The sequence below is a fragment of the Candidatus Poriferisocius sp. genome (genome assembly GCF_965202595.1).
GTDB lineage: Bacteria > Actinomycetota > Acidimicrobiia > Acidimicrobiales > Bin134 > Poriferisocius.
In genome coordinates this window covers 1,447,864-1,465,777 of record NZ_OZ241836.1, presented here as the reverse complement: position 1 = coordinate 1,465,777, position 17,914 = coordinate 1,447,864, and the positions used below count along the sequence as shown (strand labels likewise).

The window sequence follows — 17,914 nt, the reverse complement described above, 5'->3', positions numbered from 1 at the left end:
GGAGAACACCATGAGCCAACCCAACGACACTGCGGCAGGTTCCACCGCCGATGGAAGCCGGCTGGAGCAATTCCACCAGGAGGTCGGCCGGCTCCAGGCCTCCGGCGGCCGGGCCAACCCCGACCGGTGGGTATTCCGCATCGGGGTTATCCTCACCATTGTTGGTTTGGCCTTCACCCTCGTGTCGTTTTTCATGACCGGTGACGCTTCCGACAACAAGAACCACCTCGACCTGGTGGTGTCGGCCCTATTCGGGGTGAGCCTCACCCTTGTAGGGTTGGTGATGATCACCGTCAGCTCCTTCCGGCGGTTCATGCGTTACTGGCTGGTCCGCCTCATCTACGAACACCGCGAGCAGACCGACCGGGTGGCCAACCGCTAATCCCTGCTGCTGTTCAGAGGGGTGAGGGGAGACTCAACCCATGGCTGACCGGTACGAATTGGCAACCATAGCCACCGAACTCGGCCCCAACCGGGTGCTCATCGCTACTTTGAACCGGCCCGATCGGGGCAATGCCCTGAACCAGCAAATGCACCGGGACCTGCGGGACCTGTATCAGCGCATCACCGGCGATGCCGAGGTGCGAGCGGTGGTGCTCACCGGCGCGGGCCGTTCGTTCTGCGTGGGGGCTGACTTCGCGGTGATGGAGCAGAACCTGGAATCGGGCTACCCCGAGGGCCGCCCCGACCTGCTGGACGACGGTATCGACATAGCTCGGGGTGCACTACGGGTGCGCCAACCGATGGTGGCCGCGGTCAATGGCCACGCCATCGGCTTGGGCGCGTCGCTGGCGCTGTTCTGCGATGTCGTGTACTTGAGCGATGCCGCCCGCATCGGCGATCCCCATGTGAACACCGGGCTGGTGGCCGGTGACGGGGGAGCGGTTCTGTGGCCGCTTCTGGTGGGACTCAACCGGGCCAAGGAGCTGCTCATGACCGGCGACTTGCTGGATGCCGACCATGCCGAGCGTTTCGGGCTGGTCAACCATGTGGTGCCACCCGACCAGGTGCTGAGGTCGGCCACCGCCATGGCCAACCGGCTGGCCGCCGGTCCCCGCCATGCCATCGAGTTCAACAAGCGGTTGTGCAACAAGGAGCTGGAGGATCGGGTGAACCGCCTCTACGACCTGGCCTTCGCGCTGGAGGCCATCACCTTCGACACCACCGACCACCGGGAGGCCGTGGACGCGTTCTTGAACAAGCGGGTTCCCGATTTCTTGCCGAAACGGTGAGTCATTGTGTGGTCTGTAGCGTGGATGCGTTCTTGAACAAGCGAGTTCCCGATTTTGGGGGCCAGAGAGGCTGAGCGTGGCCAACCACAAGCTCTACATCCACGAGTTCATCGACATAATCGGTCACAACCGGGCCAACTACATGCACCACATGACGGCCAACTGGTCACCCATCGCCCAGGAGGAGCGCAACCAGCTCTGCTACGGAGTGTGGGGCATCGTGGGCACAACCAGGGGCTGGCCCCAGGTGCTGAACCTGTGGGAGGAGGACGGTTGGGACGGTATGGCCACCTCGTTTCGCCACGAGTGCCAGGGGGCCGGCATCCAGGATCCCAAGCTGGCCAAATGGTGGGCTCGGGCGGCTGAGTACCGCCGCTGCGGTACCGACCGGTTGCTGGTGCCTGCCCCGTGGACCCGTACCATCCAGGAGTTGTGCGCCGATGGCGTTACCGGCGAGTGCTACGCCCATGAGCAGGTGACCCTGAAGCGGGGCGCTTCGGCCAAGTTCCTGGATCGGGTGCGCACCGATGCCCGCCCGGCCCACGAGCCCTACGGCTGGGAGCTGGCCGGGGCGTGGGAGACGGCCATGGTTGCCGACGACGAAGTGTTCCTGCTGTGGGCCATCCCCACCTGGGAGGCGTGGGCCGACTTCGAGAAGGCTCAGCGCAGCCACCGAAGCCCAGCTCGGTGGCGGGCCGGGGTGAACCACCTGGTGGAGGGCTGGCAGCGGTTCCTGCTGGTGGATGCCCCCCTGAGCCCGTTCCGCACCGGCCGCCAACCCCACCGCAACGACCGCACCGGCTACGAGGATCTCTAAGCCGCCGCGGCCTCGGGCTACGAGGATCTCTAAGCCGCCGCGGCCTCGGGCTACGAGGATCTCTAAGCCGCCGCGGCCTCGGGCTACGAGGATCTTTAAGCCGCCGCGGCCCCGGGCTACGAGGATCTCTAAGCCGCCGCGGCCCCGGTCAGATCGATTATCAGGGTCTGCGGGTTGCCGATCCCGATCGGCTGGTCAGATCGCGATCTTGTACAGCTTGGCGGCGTTGTCCTGTAGAACCTTGCGGGCTATGTCGTCGTTCACATCACCGAGGGCTTGCGATGCCTCCTCCAAGCCGTAGGGATACAGGCAGGTGGGGTGGGGGAAGTCGGTCTCGAACAGCACGTTGTCCGCGCCGATCTGGTTGATGAGCAGATCGGCCGATAGTCCCTCGAACCAGTAGCAGCCGAACATCTGGCGGCGGAAGTACTCGCTGGGGCGCAGGCTGAATTGCGATTGCACTTCGGTTTTTAGCTGGTCCATCTGGTAGTCCAGCGATTCCAGAACGAACGGGATCCACCCGATTCCCGATTCCACCGATACGATCCTGAGCGTCGGGTGCCGCTCCAGAACACCGGAGAAGATCAGGTTGGCCAGCACCCGGGCGTTGGTCAGGTACATCATGGCCGAGCCGATGGCCAGCTTCTGCTCGTCACCCTGCGACGGCCACGGCGAGGTGCCGAACCAACCCATCGAACTCTCGCTGGCCCCGATGTGGAAGTTCACCGGCAGCTCGTGGTCGCAGCAGAACTCCCACAGCGGCCGCCAGGCCTCCTCGCCCAGATCGGGTAGCCCTCGGAGCTGGGGATCGCTGCACATCACGATGCCCCGCAATCCCAGGCCGACGATGCGCTCGGCCTCGGCCAGCGATCCCTCGATGTCCCACCACGGGATCAGCCCCATGGGGAACAGCCGGTTGCTGGAGTTGTCCTGGATCTCGGCCATGGCATCGTTGTACACCGACACGCACAGCCGCTTGAGTTCCCGGTCCTCCACCGCACCGAATTTCTGGCTGCCGAAGCCGGCCAGGTTGGGGTAGATGATCTGGGCGTGGATGCCGAGCCGGTCCATTATTTCCACCCGGGCCTCCATGTTGTAGGCCGCCGGGTGGACATCCTCGATGGTCCAGGTGAAGAAGTCGGTGCCCAGAGCCTTGCTGCCGTCGGGGCGTATCACCCCGCTGGCCATAGCTGCTCCCAGGGTCTCGCCATCCAGTGTCCAATGGGGACGCCCGTCCACGTCGGCCACCTTCGGCACCCGGTCGGCATAGGCGGCCGGGGCTCGGCTGGTCCACAAGTCGTGGGGTTCGGTGATGTGGGTGTCCACGTCGATCACCCGTAACTGATCTAGCGTTGCGGCCATCCCCCCAGTGTTGCAGGTTTCGACGCTCGGCGCGACTTGCGATCTAAAGTGTCGGGGGTCGAGATGGACGAGGGGGCAATAATCGGATGAGCGAGTTCATCCAGTTACTCGTGAGCGGGGCGATCAGCGGTGCCATCTATTCGCTGATCGCCGCCGGGCTCACGCTGAGCTACACCTCCACCGGCATATTCAACCTGGCCTACGGGGGTGTCGCCTACACCTCGGCGATGCTCTACTTCCAGCTCATCAACGCCTTGGGCATCGAGAGCCTGGGGATGCGCCTGCTGGCGTGCTTCATCGTCGTGTTCGGGTTCTGCCCGCTGCTGGGCCAGCTTCTGAACGTGGCCGTGTTCCGGCCCCTGGCCCGGGCCAACGACGCGGCCAAGGTCATGGCCACCATCGGCATCCTGGTCGCCCTGCCCGCCCTGGCCGATCTGGTTGTGGATCTGGGCACCAAAACCTGGGACTGGGGGCTCCGGAGCACCGACTACGTGTTCCTGACCCCGGGGGTGTGGAAGGTGCCCACCGAGACCTGGATCTACGACCGCGGCGGTCTGGATCTCCGCATCGACAGCAACCAGTGGACGGTGCTGGTGGTGGCCGTTGTCATCTCCGCGGCGCTGTGGGTGCTCATGCGCCACACCCGTCTCGGGCTCCAGATGCGGGCGGTGGTGGATCGTCCCGCCCTGGCCGGGTTGCGGGGAGTCAGCGAGTCGTTCACCTCCTCGGCCGCCTGGATCATCGGCACCATGCTGGCCGGGGTAGCCGGGGTTGTGGGGGCTCCGGTGTTCAACTCCCTGGATTCCAGCCAGTACAACGTGTTCATGTTCACCGCCACCGCCGCCGCGGTGGTGGGCGGGCTGCGTTCGATCCCGCTGGCGCTCGCCGGAGGGGTGGGCCTGGGGGTGATTACGAGCTGGGTGGGCAGGTATGCCACTTTCGCCCAGGACATCCGGGGGTTCGAGAGCTCGGTGCCGTTCGTGGTGCTGCTGGTCGGGCTGCTGTTCATGGCCCGGGACCGGACTCGTCGGGGTGGCATGGTCGCCGATGCCCCCCCGGTAACCGAGTACACCGACGACCTCCCGGCCTGGCGGATCCGCCTGCCCTGGATTCTGGGCACGGTTTTCATCGTGCTCCAGATGTTCATCTTCGCCGATCAGTTCTGGCTCGGCCTGTGGATCACCGGCTTGGCCCTGGCCCTGGTGTTCATGTCCTGGGTGGTTCTCACCGGTCTGGGGGGCATGGTCAGCCTGGCCCAGGCCGCGTTCGTGACCATGGCGGCCATGACCGGTGGGCTGGTTCTGAATCGAACCGGGTTGCCGTTCATTCCCGCGCTGATCGTGGGCACGGTGATCGCCGGGGTGCTCGGGGTCATCGTGGCCCTCCCCGCCCTGCGATTGGGGGGGCTGCCGCTGGCCCTGGCCACGCTGGCTCTGGCCTTCATGAGCGAGCGGGTGCTGTTCGAGTGGAGCTGGTTCAAGAACGGTCAGGGCACCAAGGGGTGGGACATTCCCCGTCCCCGGATAGGCCCTTTCGACTTCGAGGACGAAACCTCCCTGGCGGTGCTTTTGGCGTTGCTGGTGTTCGCCGCCGGCTGGTTGGTGAGGAACCTCCAGCGCTCGGTCACCGGCCGGGCCATCATCGCAGTGCGCAATTCCGAGCCGGCGGCGGCCACCTCGGGACATTCCGTGGTTCGTACCAAGCTGGCTGTTTTTGCCCTGTCGGCATTGCTGGCCGGATTCGGCGGCGTTTTCTTCGCGGTGTTCATCGGCAACGTGACCCCGTTCACCGCCCCCACCCAGAAAGGGCTGTTCTGGCTGGCGGTGGTTGTACTCATCGGTATCCGCCGGCCCGGAGGGGCGGTCATGGCCGGGATCATGGTGGCAGCCAGCGACCATACGTTCGGCAACGGTTGGCACTGGGAGTGGCTGGAGTCGTGGCATGTGGTGCTGGTGGCCTCGGTGCTCGGGGCGGCTGCGCTGGCCACCGCCGTCCGGGATCGGCAGGTGGGGTTGCCGGTCTCGCCCGGGATCCCGGCCGTTCTGGGGATTCTCGCTTTCATCTGCCTGGCCCGGGTGTACTCCTGGTATCCCATCGACTGGGACGGGTTCAACCAGTACGACAGGGCCCGCAACATTCCGGCCATCATGTTCGGCCTCGGGGCCATGCAGCTCGCCCGCCGCCCCGACGGGATCATCGCGCTCACCGCCGCCCAGAACCGGGCTCGGCGGGATGCCTGGCGCCGGCGGTTGGCCGCGTGGCGGGGAGAGGCCGAGGCCTTCACCCAGAGTGCGGTTCCGGCTGCTCCCGCGGTTCCGGTTACTCCCGATGTTCCGGCTGCTGGGGTGGGGAGCGGCCGGTACGTCGGGCAGCACCCTGCGGCCCTGGAACTGGTGGACGTGCGAGCCGGCTACGGGTTGGTCGAGGCCCTTCACGGTATCGACCTGTCGGTGCCCCGGGGTGAGATCACCGCCCTGCTGGGACCAAACGGTGCGGGCAAGTCAACCACCGGCGCGGTGGCGGCCGGGCTGCTGCCCGCTACCCGGGGGAGCATCCTTCTGGACGGCATGGACATCACCGCAGAGCGCAGCCATCGCCGGGCTCGCCGAGGCGTGGTGCTGGCCCCCGAGTCTCGGGGCATCTTCAGCGGCCTCACCGTTAGGGAGAACATGCAGCTCTGGCTGCCCAGCTCCGAGGATCGGGAGCTGTGCTGCGACCGGTTCCCCATCCTGGGGGAGCGCCAGAATCAGTTGGCCGGCAACCTCTCGGGGGGCGAGCAGCAGATCCTCACCCTGGCCCCGCTTCTGGCCCATCCGCCCGAGGTGCTGATTGCCGACGAACCGTCGCTGGGGCTGGCCCCGCTCATCGTGAACCAGATCCTCGAACTCTTCGTCGAGTTCAAGGAGCGAGGCGTGGCTCTGCTGCTGATCGAGGAGAAGGCTCGTGATGTGCTGGAGATCGCCGACTCGGTGGCCTTCATCAGCCTGGGCCACGTAACCTGGCACGGCTCCCGCTCCGAGGTGGACCACGACCAGCTTGACGCTGCCTACCTGGGAGAGGTGACATCCTCTTGAGCTCCACCAGGTCCGGGAATGACACGGTCTCGGATTGGCGCTGTGTCAGGATGACATGAGCCGATTGCTGCTCTAGTATTTCATCGTTCCAATTTTCGGAGGGGAAATGAAACGTTCAATGCTCTACAAGTTGCTAGCACTCCTGGCCGCCCTGCTGCTGGCGACTGCGGCCTGCGGCAACGACGACGATGGGACCGATGCCGCCGACCCACCGGCAACTACAAAGACGGCAATTGAGGAGCCCGATGAACCAGCTCCGGCGACCGAGGAGCCGGACGAACCAGCACCGGATTCGACAGCTGCCGAGGCCAGCGATGATCGCCCTTCCTATTGTCGCTATTACGACACCTGGGCCGACGCTGAGGCGAGGTCACGGGCGATAGAGGCCGAGCACGGGGAGGACACGACCACCTGGCCGTCGGGAGAGTTGGAGCAGTGGGCCGACGCTATGGAAGCGAGAGGGGATGCCGCCGAGAGGATGTGGGATGCCGCCCCTTCGGATTACACCTGGGACGATGTGCACCGCGAGTGTGGTGATAGCGATGACCCCCTACCTACGGACGATGGCGATGTTACGATCGGGTCTCGCACGTATGGGGCCTTTACTTATTCCATCGACTTTGAGCCCTCCACCCGGGGGGTAACCGACGACACGGTGCGGTTCGGGGCGATGACCCAGTCGGCGCTGTATTCCGGTTATGAGGATGGAATCAAGGCCCGGTTAGAGCGAGCCAATCGCGACGGTGAGCTGCCCGGTGGGCGCCAAGCCGAACTGGTGCAGTTCGTGGACGACGGCAGCGATCCGCAGGCCAACTTCGACGGTGCGCGGAGCATGGTGGAAAACGACGAGGTCTTCGGAATCATGGTGACCTCGGCGGTTTCACTACCCCAGACCACCGATTATCTGAACGATAACCAGGTGCCGTTCACCGGTTGGGGGTTCATGCCCGGATTCTGCGCTCCCAATGAGTGGGGCTTCGGCTTCAACGGCTGCCTGAGCGGCTTTGCCTTCGAGGTCGAGGGGGCTCATCCGCTGGTTTCGGTCCGGGAGATATGGAACGACTATCTCGGCAACGATGATTTCTCTGTCGGTATCTTCAATAGCGACGACGATGCCGGCCGTGCCGGTGCCGGTCTGTACGAAACCCTTTGGGGTGACAGGCTGGCGTTCAGCGATTTCGTTCCCACACAAACCGCGGGTGGCATCACCGATCCCACCCGTTTCGTGAACAGGGTGCTCGAGGCCAATCCCGAGCTGGTGATCCTGTCCACCGACTTCGCCGGAGCAGTCACACTCAAGGCGGCCATCGCCGCTTCCGGTTGGGACGGTCCGGTGGCTGATTACCTGACTTACGTGCCCGGCCTTCCCCAGTCCAGCCCCGATTTGGGTCAAGCTCTGGAGGGCGGGTTTGCCGCGACCCAAGTTCCCCCGCTCGACGAAACGCAGCCGGCCATCCAGCTATTGCTGGCCGATTTCGAGGCGGTCGATGCCTTCCCCGGCTTCGGTAGCCTGGTTGGCTACTGGTCGGCCGATCTCATGGTGCAGATGGTGGCGGCGGCTGGTGAGGATCTGAACACCGCCAGCTTCTACCAGGCCATAAACCTCGATGGCTTCGAATCCACCCAGCAGCCCGGTGGGCTGGGGGCGGTGAGGTTCCCTGTTGACCATGTCATCGCTCCCGACTGCATCAGCGCAGTTCAGGTTGTGGATGGTGATTTCGAGGTAGCCCACCCCTTCACCTGCTACGGCGAGCCCGACCGGTAAACACTGGAGCCGCGGACGATGCCAATCCTGGGTCTCAACAAAGTGATGGCTGTGCTTCTGGGTGGTTTGCTGACCGCCAGCAGCATGTCAGTCGATCATGACATCAGGATCAATTCTGATGGTTCCGGACGTATTGTCGGCACTTTTGAGGTGGATGTGGCTGAGCTGGAGGCACTCGGTTCGCTGCCGGGAATGTCCACCGAAGAAGCCTGCTCCGAAGCGCTTGCCGATCAACAATTGTTGCCTGGCACCATTTTCGGCAGTGATACGAGCAAGCGGTTTGAGTTCTCCGAGGAACAAACCAACAACGGCGATGAATGTTCGTTAACCGAGACTTTGAAGTGGTCCAAGAACCAGCTTGAAACCGTGATGGACATCCTGCAACCCATGGGGACGAAAATCATGAGGCTGGATAACGGTGGCTGGAGAGTTGAGATAGACGAGATAGGGGAACCGGAAGAGATAGACGGTAGTCATGAGCACGAGGAAGCCATGATATCTGACATGGATTCCCCCCTTCCTGCCTTGCCAACATTTAACGCTGCCATCACTCTTCCCGGCGAGCCCGTGGATCACAACGCTCACCACGTTGAGGGCTCGAGGTTCACCTGGAGCTTCGACTTATCCCAGGTAATCCTCCGCAACGATCTGGTTCTCTACGCCCAGACGACTCCGGATGATGACGGGGTATCTGCTGAAACCATCCTGCTGTCCGTGGTGTTCAGCATCATGGGGCTGGTGATTCTCTGGGTTGCAGTCCGAGTCCTGTGGAGCTTTTTCAATCTGTTGAGGGGTAAGAAACCTGAGGGGGATACAAACCCCGCCGGTTAGCTACACCGTCAGCTACTGGTTAGCCATAACTACTGGCTGACACTGGGCAGTTATTTCGTTTCGCCGGATCGGCCCATCTCCTGGCGGGCTTCCTGGCGGGCATCGTATTCGGCGATTGTCTGGCGCTTGTCGGCCTTGCGGCGACCCCGGGCCAGTCCGATCAGAACTTTGGCCCGGCCCTGCTTGAAGTACAGCGACAGCGGCACCACGGTCAGGCGATCCTGGTCGAGTCGGGCTCGGATGCGATTCAGCTCCCCCCGGTGCAGCAGTAGTTTGCGGGGCCGGTCGGGGTCGTGGCCGGTGGAGGCTCCGGCGTGGCTGTAGCCGGCGATGTGCAACGACCGCAGCCATAGCTCACCGTTGGCCATGCGGGCGTAAGATTCGGCCAGGGTCACGCCCGATTCCCGCAGCGACTTGACCTCCGATCCCACCAGCACCAGGCCGGCCTCGAACTCGTCGAGGATCTCGTAGTCCCGCCGGGCACGGCGATTGGTGGCCACCACCTTGATGCGTTCCTGCTGGTTTCGTTCCTGGGCACTGCCGGATCCCGGTCCGGTTTGGGGCATTGGCTCAAGGTACACCGCCGGCACAAGCAGCCCGCCGCCTTTTCGCCCCTGAGGCTGGTAGCCTGCTTCCCAAGCAGCTTGAGGAAGGAGGCCAAAATGGCTATCCGAGGTTCAAAGCTCGTTATCGTGGGCATCATCGGTGCTTTGCTGGGTGCCGGTTGCCTGTCCATCGAAAACGAGATTCAGGTGTTCCCTGATGGCTCGGGCCGGCTTTCGAGCACCCTGGAGTTCGACTCAAGGGCATACGCGAACTTCCTTCAGAGGTCCATTGAAGAAGAGTTCCCGCAGCAGCGGGAGTTAGTCGGAGAAGACTTCCAGCAACCCGACTTGGGGATTTCTGAAAAAACAGTCTGCTTGGGCAGCATTGCTGCAACCGAATTCTTGCCGAGCAGGATTGCTTCCAAGGATTCGGATCAGGAGTTGGCGGGCTTGTCCATCGAAGCAAGCTCCAACAATGGGAAGTGCTCGGTTACGGAGTCGTTGGAATGGACGGCTGAGGAGTTCCCGGAGGTGGGTAGGCTCCTCGCCGAAGAGGGAACCAGGGTGATGAAGTTAGACAGTGGCAACTGGAGGCTTGAGGTGGATGACCTGGTGCAGGATCCCAGCCTTGGGCTGACTTCCGAGCTGGGATTTGCCGCCGAGCTACAAGAACTCTCCGAGATGTGGGAAGGGATGGCCGGTCTCGTTTTCGATGTGACAGTGTCGGTTTCGGTTACCCTTCCGGGCGAGCCGGTGGATCACAACGCTCACGTTGTGGAGGGTTCGAGATTTTCCTGGTCATTCGACCTCATGGAGATCATGGAAGGCTCCGAGGTGAAGCTTTATGCCGAGACCAACCCGGAGGGCGATGGCGGGTTGGGGGCCGGGGCTGTTGTAGCCATCATCCTGCTCGGCATCCTCGGGCTGGCGATTGTTCTCGCCATAGGGCTTCGCCACCAACGCGCTCGCTCCCCCCAGGGGGCTGAAGTGGCGGCTACCGGCGGCGATGCTGAGGTTGCGTCTTGTGAGGGGGCTGAAGTGGCGGTTACCGGTGGCGACGTGGAAGTTGAGTCCGGTGAGTCCGGCGATGCTGAGGAGGGGAGTAGGGTCTTGAGGGATGACCACCGCACCGTGGAGGACGATATGTGAGCTGCTGGACGATGCCGCCCGGCGGTTTCCCGATCTGGAGGCTCTGGTTGACGGCGATGTTCGCTGGACGTTTTCTGAGCTGCGAGAACAGGTTAGAGGTTCAGCTCGTGCGTTGATGGCTTCGGGGGTCGAGCCCGGGGATCGGGTGGCGGTCTGGGGTCCCAACATATGGGAATGGGTGGTGGCGGGGTTGGGGGTGCACCTGGCCGGAGGGGTGCTGGTGCCGGTGAACACTCGGTTCAAGGGGCGGGAGGCCGGCTACATCCTCCAGCGTTCCGGGGCTCGCATCCTGTTCACCGTTACCGATTTTTTGGACACCGATTATGTAAGGCTGCTGCGCGATGCCGGTGGTGGGGCCGACCTGGACGAGATCGTGGTGATGCGAGGGGCTGTGCCCGATGGCACCACCGGCTTCGCCCGGTTCCTCGACCGGGCCGGTCGGGTTAGCCAGGCCGACGGGGATGGTCGGGCGGCCTCGGTGACCGGCGACGACCTGTGCCACATCATGTTCACCTCCGGTACCACCGGCCTGCCCAAGGGGGCCATGCTCATCCACTCGGCCATATGCCGGGGCTTCAAATCGTGGTGCGACGTGATCGGTCTGCGAGCTGGTGACCGTTACCTGATAGTCAACCCCTACTTTCATGCCTTCGGTCTGAACTCCGGCATCCTGGCCTGCCTCATGGCCGGGGCCACCAACATCCCCCACGCCGTGTTCGATGTCCCGGCGGTGATGGCCCGGGTACCCGAAGAACGGGTCTCGGTTCTACCCGGACCCCCGGCCATCTACCAGACCATCCTGAATCATCCCAATCTGGACAGCTTCGACCTGTCCACCCTGCGGTTGGCGGTCACCGGAGCGGCCGTAATCCCGGTGGAGATGATTCATCAGATGCGGGACCGGTTGGGGTTCGAGACCATCGTGACCGGCTACGGGCTCACCGAGGCTTCGGGAATCGCCACCATGTGTCGCCACGACGACGACCCCGAGACCATCGCTCGCACCTCGGGCCGGGCCATTCTCGATGTCGAGGTGCAGGTGGTGGACGACCGCGGTGTCGAGATGCCCCGGGGCGAGCCCGGTGAGATCGTGGTGCGGGGCTACAACGTTATGCTCGGTTATCTGGGCGATCCCGAGCAGACCGCGGAGACCATCGATGCCGAAGGCTGGCTGCATACCGGTGACATCGGGGTGATGGACGAGCAGGGCAACATCGACATCACCGACCGCAAGAAGGACATGTTCATCGTGGGGGGGTTCAACGCCTATCCGGCCGAGATCGAGAACATCATGCTTGCCCACCCCCGGATCGGGCAGGTTGCGGTTGTCGGCATGCCCGACGAGCGGCTCGGTGAAGTAGCGGTGGCCACCGTGGTTCCCGTTCCCGGTACCGACCCCACCGAGGCTGAGATCATCGCCTGGTGCCGCCAGGAGATGGCCAATTACAAGGTGCCTCGCCGGGTGCGGTTCACCGATGCCTTGCCCCTCAACGCCTCGGGCAAGGTACTCAAGTACGTGTTGCGAGAACAAGCAGACTCAGTGTGACCGGCTCCCGGTGGGGGACGGTCGGTCGGGGGATCCGAACAAGGCCGGCACATTTTGCTGGAGACTCGGCGTGAACGGTTCCCGGTGGGGTCCGGTCGGGGTTGGAGTGGCCACCGGCTTTCTGTCCGGGCTGTTCGGGGTGGGTGGTGGGATACTCATGGTTCCCTGCCTGGTTCTGGTGCTGGGCATGGAGCAGCGCCGGGCCCATGGGACCTCACTGGGGGCCATGGTGCTGATCTCCGCGTCGGCCCTGGGTGGATTCCTGCTGGACGGCTCGGTGGCGTGGTTGCCCGGCCTGCTGATTTTCGCTGGCTCCTCGGTGGGGGTCACCATCGGCACCTCGTTGCTCAACCACGTGCCCATACGGTCGCTCCGGATTGGCTTCGCGGTGTTGCTGCTGGTCACCGCGGCCCGATTCCTGGCGGTGGTTCCCGATGCCACCGGCCACGGCGACGTGTCCCCGGCCCTTGCCTTCGGATACGTGGCCTGCGGTTTGGCCACCGGGTTGCTTTCCGGAACCATGGGAGTGGGCGGCGGCGTGATCATGATACCGGCCATGATCCTGCTGTTTGGCTTCGTGGATGTCACCGCCAAGGGCACTTCGCTGCTGGTGATCCTTCCCACCTCCATAATCGGCACCCTGAGGAACCGCAATGCCGGCAACCTCGACCCGAAAGGGGCGCTGGCCATCGGTGTGTCCGGGATGGCTTCGGCGTTCCTCGGGGCTCTCGGGGCCGGTGAGCTGAGTCCCCGGTTGTCGGCCACCCTGTTCGCCCTGCTGCTGATCGTGAGCGCCGTGCAGATGTTGCGCCACGCCAACGACTCCCCCCCACCGCCGGAGACGGTGTGAAGGGCTTTTCGGGTTGCGACTTGTTGTTGCGGTTGTGAAGGGGGTTTTCGGGTTGCGACTTGTTGTTGCGGAGTGTTTAGTCATGCAAGTCCGGGGCATGTACCGGGATGTACCGGAAACGCGATAGGGTAGGGACAGATGAGCGACTTCCAGAGCGATTCCCAGATTTTGTGGCTCAATACCGAGACCGCGGCCAAGCGGTTGGGTATCACCACGAGAACGCTTTACCGGTTCATTAATGAGGGCAGCCTGCCGGCGTATCGGATGGGGCGGGTGATTCGGGTCAACCAGGCCGATGTGGACGAATTCATCAAGCTCTGCCGCATCGAGCCCGGTACACTCAGTCACCTGTACCCCGATCCCGTTTCCAGCGACGATGCCGGCAAGGGCGAGGGTGGGGACGCGGATGCCGGCTCCTGAATGACCACCCCTGAATGACCATCACGGCACCGGTTACCATAGATATCCCTCGCAATGGGCTCATGCCCGCCCTGCTGGGGGAGCGCGACCAGAATCTTCGTCAGATAGAACGGTCTTTTCCCCACGCCGACATCTTCGTGCGGGGCAACCGGATCACGGTGTCCGGCCGGGGGGCCGATCGCGTCGCCGGGTTGTTCGACGAGATGCTTCAACTGGTGCAGGGCGGCCATCAACTCGATTCCGGTACGCTGAGCCGGGCAATTCAGATGGTGGAGGCGGACGAGAGCCCCTCGGGGGTGATGGGCACCGATGTGCTGAGATCGGGTCGGGGCCGGGTCATCCGCCCCCAATCGGCCGGCCAGCGCAATTATGTGGATGCCATGCGGGACAACATCATCACCTTCGGGATCGGCCCGGCGGGGACCGGCAAGAGCTGGCTGGCGGTGGCCACTGCGGTGCGGGAGTTGAAGGCTCAAACGGTGGAGCGCATCATTTTGACCCGGCCGGCGGTGGAGGCGGGAGAGCATCTGGGATTTCTGCCCGGCGACATGATTGCCAAGGTGGATCCTTACCTGCGCCCGCTCTACGACGCCCTCCACGACATGCTGAACACGGAAGAAGTGCAGTCCCTGGTCAATCGGGGGGTCATCGAGATTGCTCCCCTGGCCTACATGAGGGGCAGAACCCTCAACAACAGCTTCATCATCCTGGACGAGGCCCAGAACACCACCCCCGAACAGATGAAGATGTTTTTGACCCGCATCGGATTTGAATCCCGGGCGGTAATCACCGGTGATGTGACCCAGGTGGATGTCGGTCGGGGTCGCAGCGGGCTGGAGTCCTTGAAGAGGATCCTGGGGGGGATCAACGGTCTGTCGTTCGTGCATCTGAGTTCCCGTGACGTGGTTCGCCACCGCATCGTGGCCGACATTGTTGATGCCTACGAGCGGGCCGGTTCGTGAGCACCGACCCCGATCCGGGTCCCAGACCCAACGGTATTGACTCAGCTATCGATGTTGATTGTGCCGGTATTGACTCAGGTATCGATGTTGATTGTGTTGGTGCTGACTCAGCTATCGATCTTGATTGTGTTGGTATTGACTCAGGTATTGATGTTGATTGTGCCGGTATTGACCCCGTAGCGGTGGTGGTGACAGACCATCAGCAGGAGCTACGGGTGGACAAAAACCGCTGGGCGGGGTTGTTGCGCCGGGTAATGGTGGAGGAGCAGATAAGCATCCCCTGGGAGGTCGGTCTGTCGTTCGTGTCCGCCGGCGAGATGGCCGCGCTCAACGCCGCTCACCGAGGCATGGACCGGCCCACCGACGTGCTCGCGCTCGGTACCGATGATGGCCGCGCCCCCCGTGCCGATGACGAACCCCGGTTGGTGGGCGATGTGGTGATCTGCCCTTCGGTGGCTGCGGCCAACGCCTCTGACCGCAACAAGGCCGTGGAGGACGAGCTGGCCCTGCTGGTGGTGCACGGTGCCCTACATCTTGTGGGCTATGACCACATTGACGACACCGACGCTGCTCGCATGCAGGGGCGGGAGCAGGAACTGCTGGCCTCGGTGTTGGTTCCGAGTCCGCCGACCGCCCATCAAGCGGTCCCGTAATGAGCCCCTCCCGCCGATTGGGTTGGCTGTAGTGAGCACTTTCCGCCGATTGGGTTCGTTCAGGCACCTGTTGCGGGTCGGCAGGCGGGGTGAGGCTCCCCAGGTGTCGGAGGAGGAGTTGCTGGCCGTGGCCGAGGCGGCCGAGGCGTCCGATGCCATCGAGCCCGAGGAGCGGGAGCTGATCAGCCAGATAATCGAGTTCGGCGATACCGTGGTCCGTGAGGTGATGGTACCCCGCACCGACATGGTGGCGATGAGCGATCAGCAATCGGTGGCCGATGCCATCGGTATCGTCATCGAGCATGGCTACAGCCGGGTACCGGTGTACGCCGATGGCATCGACGACGTGGTGGGTGTGGTCCACGCCAAGGATCTGATGCGGGCCGAGCGGGAGCAGGGTCCCGACTCGGTGGCGGTGGCCGTGGCTCGAACCCCCCGCTTCGTCCCGGAGACCAAGCGGATATCCCTGCTGCTGCGGGAGATGCAGGCCGAGAAGTTCCACATCGCCATCGTGGTGGACGAGTACGGCGGCACTGCCGGGGTGGTTGCCCTTGAGGATCTGATCGAGGAGCTGGTGGGCGACATCGTCGATGAGTTCGACGTGGAGGTGCCCATGATCGAGCGCATGGGGATGGGGGCGGTGCGGGTGAACGGCCGGGTGCCCATCGACGAGCTCAGCGATGTGCTGGGGGCACCGCTTCCCGAAGGTGACTGGGACACGGTGGGCGGGCTGATCTTCAACACGCTGGGTCATGTGCCCGATGAGGGGGAGATGCTGGTGGTGGACGGTTGGGAGTTGGCAGTGGAACGGGTTTCCGGTCGCCGGATCGCCCGGGTAATAGTAAAACCCACCCCCACCCCCCCAATCAGCAGCCCCGTCTCCGGTGGATAACTAAGCTCTCTGATCCAATAGGGGAGGACTCCATGGGGCATGAAGATCCTGTACACACCAGCGACACCAGGCTGGACCCCATAGAAGGGGTGCTGGCGATACTAGAGCAAGCTTCGATGGCCGGAACCAACAAACTAGGCCTACTTCTGGTCGTGCTTGATCTGGCCCCAGAGATTAGTGAAAACAATAGACCTATTTCCCAAGATGAACTAGCTAAAAAGTACTTGGAACTTCACTGGGAACACGCAAGACCATATGGAGAAACTGAGTTACGGCATAGTTTTGTAAAAAAAGAACGCAATGACGGTTCCTTTGCTCAAGATACTACAGTCATGCAACAGGTACGCTATATGAGAGAAGAGATAATTCAAAGAAAATATGGATCTCTAGCAGACAATATTCTTGATGTCGTCCGAAGTAAGCTGGATAACATAACCTGGTGGGAAGAATGTTGGGATGGGGCACTCAAAGATGTAAAAAAAAGTTTATGGAGAAACCCTGTTGACAAATTACAGAACCTCCCTGGAAACCCAGAACCTTTTTTGTTTGAAATAAAAGGATGTACAATACAGTTTATCCCAGGCGTTATCGAAAAGCTCTCTCGGTTTGCCGGTGTTCTAAGGCCTTTAGTAGAGTGGAGGTTTGCAGAATTAGTCACAGACTTAAACAAGAAAGATTTGGGCAGTACTACAGAATGTCAGATTTATGAGCATTTATTTGGTGTCAAAAGGAATATGCCCCCCATTGCGATGAGGAATGAACTAGTGGATTTGCAAGGTAATAAATGTATATATTCAAGTGAAATATTGGGTTCTAGTGGGCAGTCACTGGATCATGTCGTGCCATGGTCGCGTGCTAGGTTGACTCAGGTTGAAAATCTTGTGCTCACCAGCAAGAGAGTTAATAGCAGTAAGAGCAATCTGTTGCTAGGTCCAGAACCTTTTGAGCGGTGGATATCATACCTAGAAAAAAATGCTGCCAGTATGAGCGAGATAGCTGCAAGGTATGACTGGCCATCTGATCTTGAAAATGTGCAGGTTACCTCTTACGATATTTACAATATGCTCGACCCAACAACTGGTGTATGGAATGGCAAGAGAGAAGGGGTTCACCCGATTGGTGTTTTGAGTATACAAAACATCAAGCAGATGTTGAGTTGACGGATGTGCTACTCTCCCCAGATGCTGCGACGTTGGGTTCTGTTGGTTGCTGGTGCTGCTTGTGTTATTTTCCTGGTTGGTGCTAGTGCTGTTACGGTTTCGGCTCAGGCTGATGAACTTGCCGGTAAACCCGCCGACGCAGGCACTGACCCCACCAGCATCTACCGCTCGTTGCCTGTGGCCTTCGATCACGAGTGGTGCTTGGAGCGGAGCTTGGGTGGTCCGGTTGCTCACCCCGCCGATAGTGACGGTGATGGTTGGGCTGATACGTGCGCGGTGCGGATCTCTCGCCGGGCCGCGATAGCGCACCAAAGGGCTTTGGAGGCACTCGCCGACCGGTACCGGGATGCCTTTGAAGTGCTCCTTTCCGAAGAGTGCCAGTTTGAAGACGGTTGCAGAATCATCGCGCCGCCACCGCTTCCGCCACCCGATCATCCCACGTACTGGTCGGGGCCCATATCTGCTGCCGACATTTGTTCGAAGTCGAGTTCGGGGGGTCAAGTTACCTACCCGTTCGACAGCAATGGCGACGGCGTAGCCGACACCTGCTCACTACCCACCAGCAGGCGAGTTGCTCTGGCTCGCCAGAAGGCCCTTGAGGCTCTGGCCAGCCGGTATCATGATGACTACATCGAGTTGGTAACCCAGGGCTGCAA

The 17,914-nt window shown here is 62.2% G+C and carries 16 protein-coding genes; 14 read left to right on the top strand and 2 right to left on the bottom strand.

Annotated elements, in window-relative coordinates; all coding sequences use genetic code 11:
- Nucleotides 1-10: 10 nt before the first annotated feature.
- From ACOGXC_RS06865 to ACOGXC_RS06855, 3 genes are all read left to right on the top strand, one after another.
- Nucleotides 11-382: a hypothetical protein gene (locus tag ACOGXC_RS06865; RefSeq protein WP_419919945.1), complete on the top strand. Its 372-nt coding sequence runs from the start codon at nucleotides 11-13 to the stop codon at nucleotides 380-382.
- 40 nt (nucleotides 383-422) lie between these two features.
- Nucleotides 423-1,232 carry an enoyl-CoA hydratase/isomerase family protein gene (locus tag ACOGXC_RS06860; protein WP_419919944.1) on the top strand — a complete coding sequence of 270 codons (810 nt, stop codon included), beginning with the start codon at nucleotides 423-425 and terminating at the stop codon, nucleotides 1,230-1,232.
- Nucleotides 1,233-1,308: 76 nt separating this feature from the next.
- Complete coding sequence (locus ACOGXC_RS06855; RefSeq protein ID WP_419919943.1) at nucleotides 1,309-2,049, top strand: NIPSNAP family containing protein; 741 nt, start codon at nucleotides 1,309-1,311, stop codon at nucleotides 2,047-2,049.
- Nucleotides 2,050-2,244: 195 nt separating this feature from the next.
- Here ACOGXC_RS06855 and ACOGXC_RS06850 read toward each other — a convergent pair whose 3' ends face one another.
- The gene (locus ACOGXC_RS06850; RefSeq protein WP_419919942.1) at nucleotides 2,245-3,411 is read right to left on the bottom strand and encodes an amidohydrolase family protein; all 1,167 of its coding nucleotides are present in this window, start codon (nucleotides 3,409-3,411) and stop codon (nucleotides 2,245-2,247) included.
- A gap of 86 nt (nucleotides 3,412-3,497) precedes the next feature.
- On the opposite strand from ACOGXC_RS06850, the gene ACOGXC_RS06845 reads away from it, so the two are divergent.
- From ACOGXC_RS06845 to ACOGXC_RS06835, 3 genes are all read left to right on the top strand, one after another.
- Nucleotides 3,498-6,485 carry an ABC transporter permease subunit gene (locus ACOGXC_RS06845; RefSeq protein ID WP_419919941.1) on the top strand — a complete coding sequence of 996 codons (2,988 nt, stop codon included), beginning with the start codon at nucleotides 3,498-3,500 and terminating at the stop codon, nucleotides 6,483-6,485.
- Nucleotides 6,486-6,603: 118 nt separating this feature from the next.
- The gene (locus tag ACOGXC_RS06840) at nucleotides 6,604-8,250 is read left to right on the top strand and encodes an ABC transporter substrate-binding protein (RefSeq protein WP_419919940.1); all 1,647 of its coding nucleotides are present in this window, start codon (nucleotides 6,604-6,606) and stop codon (nucleotides 8,248-8,250) included.
- Nucleotides 8,251-8,268: 18 nt separating this feature from the next.
- Complete coding sequence (locus ACOGXC_RS06835) at nucleotides 8,269-9,081, top strand: hypothetical protein (RefSeq protein ID WP_419919939.1); 813 nt, start codon at nucleotides 8,269-8,271, stop codon at nucleotides 9,079-9,081.
- A 50-nt stretch (nucleotides 9,082-9,131) separates the two neighbouring features.
- Here the strand turns inward: ACOGXC_RS06835 and smpB are convergent, their stop codons facing one another.
- On the bottom strand, nucleotides 9,132-9,647 hold the full coding sequence (smpB, locus tag ACOGXC_RS06830) for an SsrA-binding protein SmpB (RefSeq protein WP_419919938.1): 516 nt from the start codon (nucleotides 9,645-9,647) through the stop codon (nucleotides 9,132-9,134).
- A 78-nt stretch (nucleotides 9,648-9,725) separates the two neighbouring features.
- On the opposite strand from smpB, the gene ACOGXC_RS06825 reads away from it, so the two are divergent.
- The 8 genes from ACOGXC_RS06825 (at nucleotide 9,726) to ACOGXC_RS06790 (ending at nucleotide 17,258) form a co-directional block, all read left to right on the top strand.
- Nucleotides 9,726-10,775, top strand: a complete 1,050-nt coding sequence (locus ACOGXC_RS06825; RefSeq protein ID WP_419919937.1) for a hypothetical protein — start codon at nucleotides 9,726-9,728, stop codon at nucleotides 10,773-10,775.
- Complete coding sequence (locus ACOGXC_RS06820; RefSeq protein ID WP_419919936.1) at nucleotides 10,744-12,321, top strand: FadD3 family acyl-CoA ligase; 1,578 nt, start codon at nucleotides 10,744-10,746, stop codon at nucleotides 12,319-12,321. The genes ACOGXC_RS06825 and ACOGXC_RS06820 overlap by 32 nt, the downstream gene beginning before the upstream one ends.
- 70 nt (nucleotides 12,322-12,391) lie before the next feature.
- Nucleotides 12,392-13,171: a sulfite exporter TauE/SafE family protein gene (locus ACOGXC_RS06815; protein ID WP_419919935.1), complete on the top strand. Its 780-nt coding sequence runs from the start codon at nucleotides 12,392-12,394 to the stop codon at nucleotides 13,169-13,171.
- Nucleotides 13,172-13,309: 138 nt separating this feature from the next.
- On the top strand, nucleotides 13,310-13,591 hold the full coding sequence (locus ACOGXC_RS06810; RefSeq protein ID WP_419919934.1) for a helix-turn-helix domain-containing protein: 282 nt from the start codon (nucleotides 13,310-13,312) through the stop codon (nucleotides 13,589-13,591).
- 14 nt (nucleotides 13,592-13,605) lie between these two features.
- Nucleotides 13,606-14,553, top strand: coding sequence for a PhoH family protein (locus ACOGXC_RS06805; RefSeq protein ID WP_419919933.1), 948 nt, complete (start codon nucleotides 13,606-13,608; stop codon nucleotides 14,551-14,553).
- Nucleotides 14,554-14,741: 188 nt separating this feature from the next.
- Nucleotides 14,742-15,206, top strand: a complete 465-nt coding sequence (gene ybeY, locus ACOGXC_RS06800; RefSeq protein ID WP_419919932.1) for an rRNA maturation RNase YbeY — start codon at nucleotides 14,742-14,744, stop codon at nucleotides 15,204-15,206.
- 31 nt (nucleotides 15,207-15,237) lie between these two features.
- Nucleotides 15,238-16,098 (top strand): hemolysin family protein, encoded by an 861-nt coding sequence (locus tag ACOGXC_RS06795; protein WP_419919931.1) that lies wholly within the window; start codon nucleotides 15,238-15,240, stop codon nucleotides 16,096-16,098.
- A gap of 32 nt (nucleotides 16,099-16,130) precedes the next feature.
- Entirely contained in the window at nucleotides 16,131-17,258 is a 1,128-nt protein-coding gene (locus ACOGXC_RS06790; RefSeq protein ID WP_419919930.1) for an HNH endonuclease domain-containing protein, read from the top strand.
- The last annotated feature ends 656 nt before the right edge of the window (nucleotides 17,259-17,914 follow it).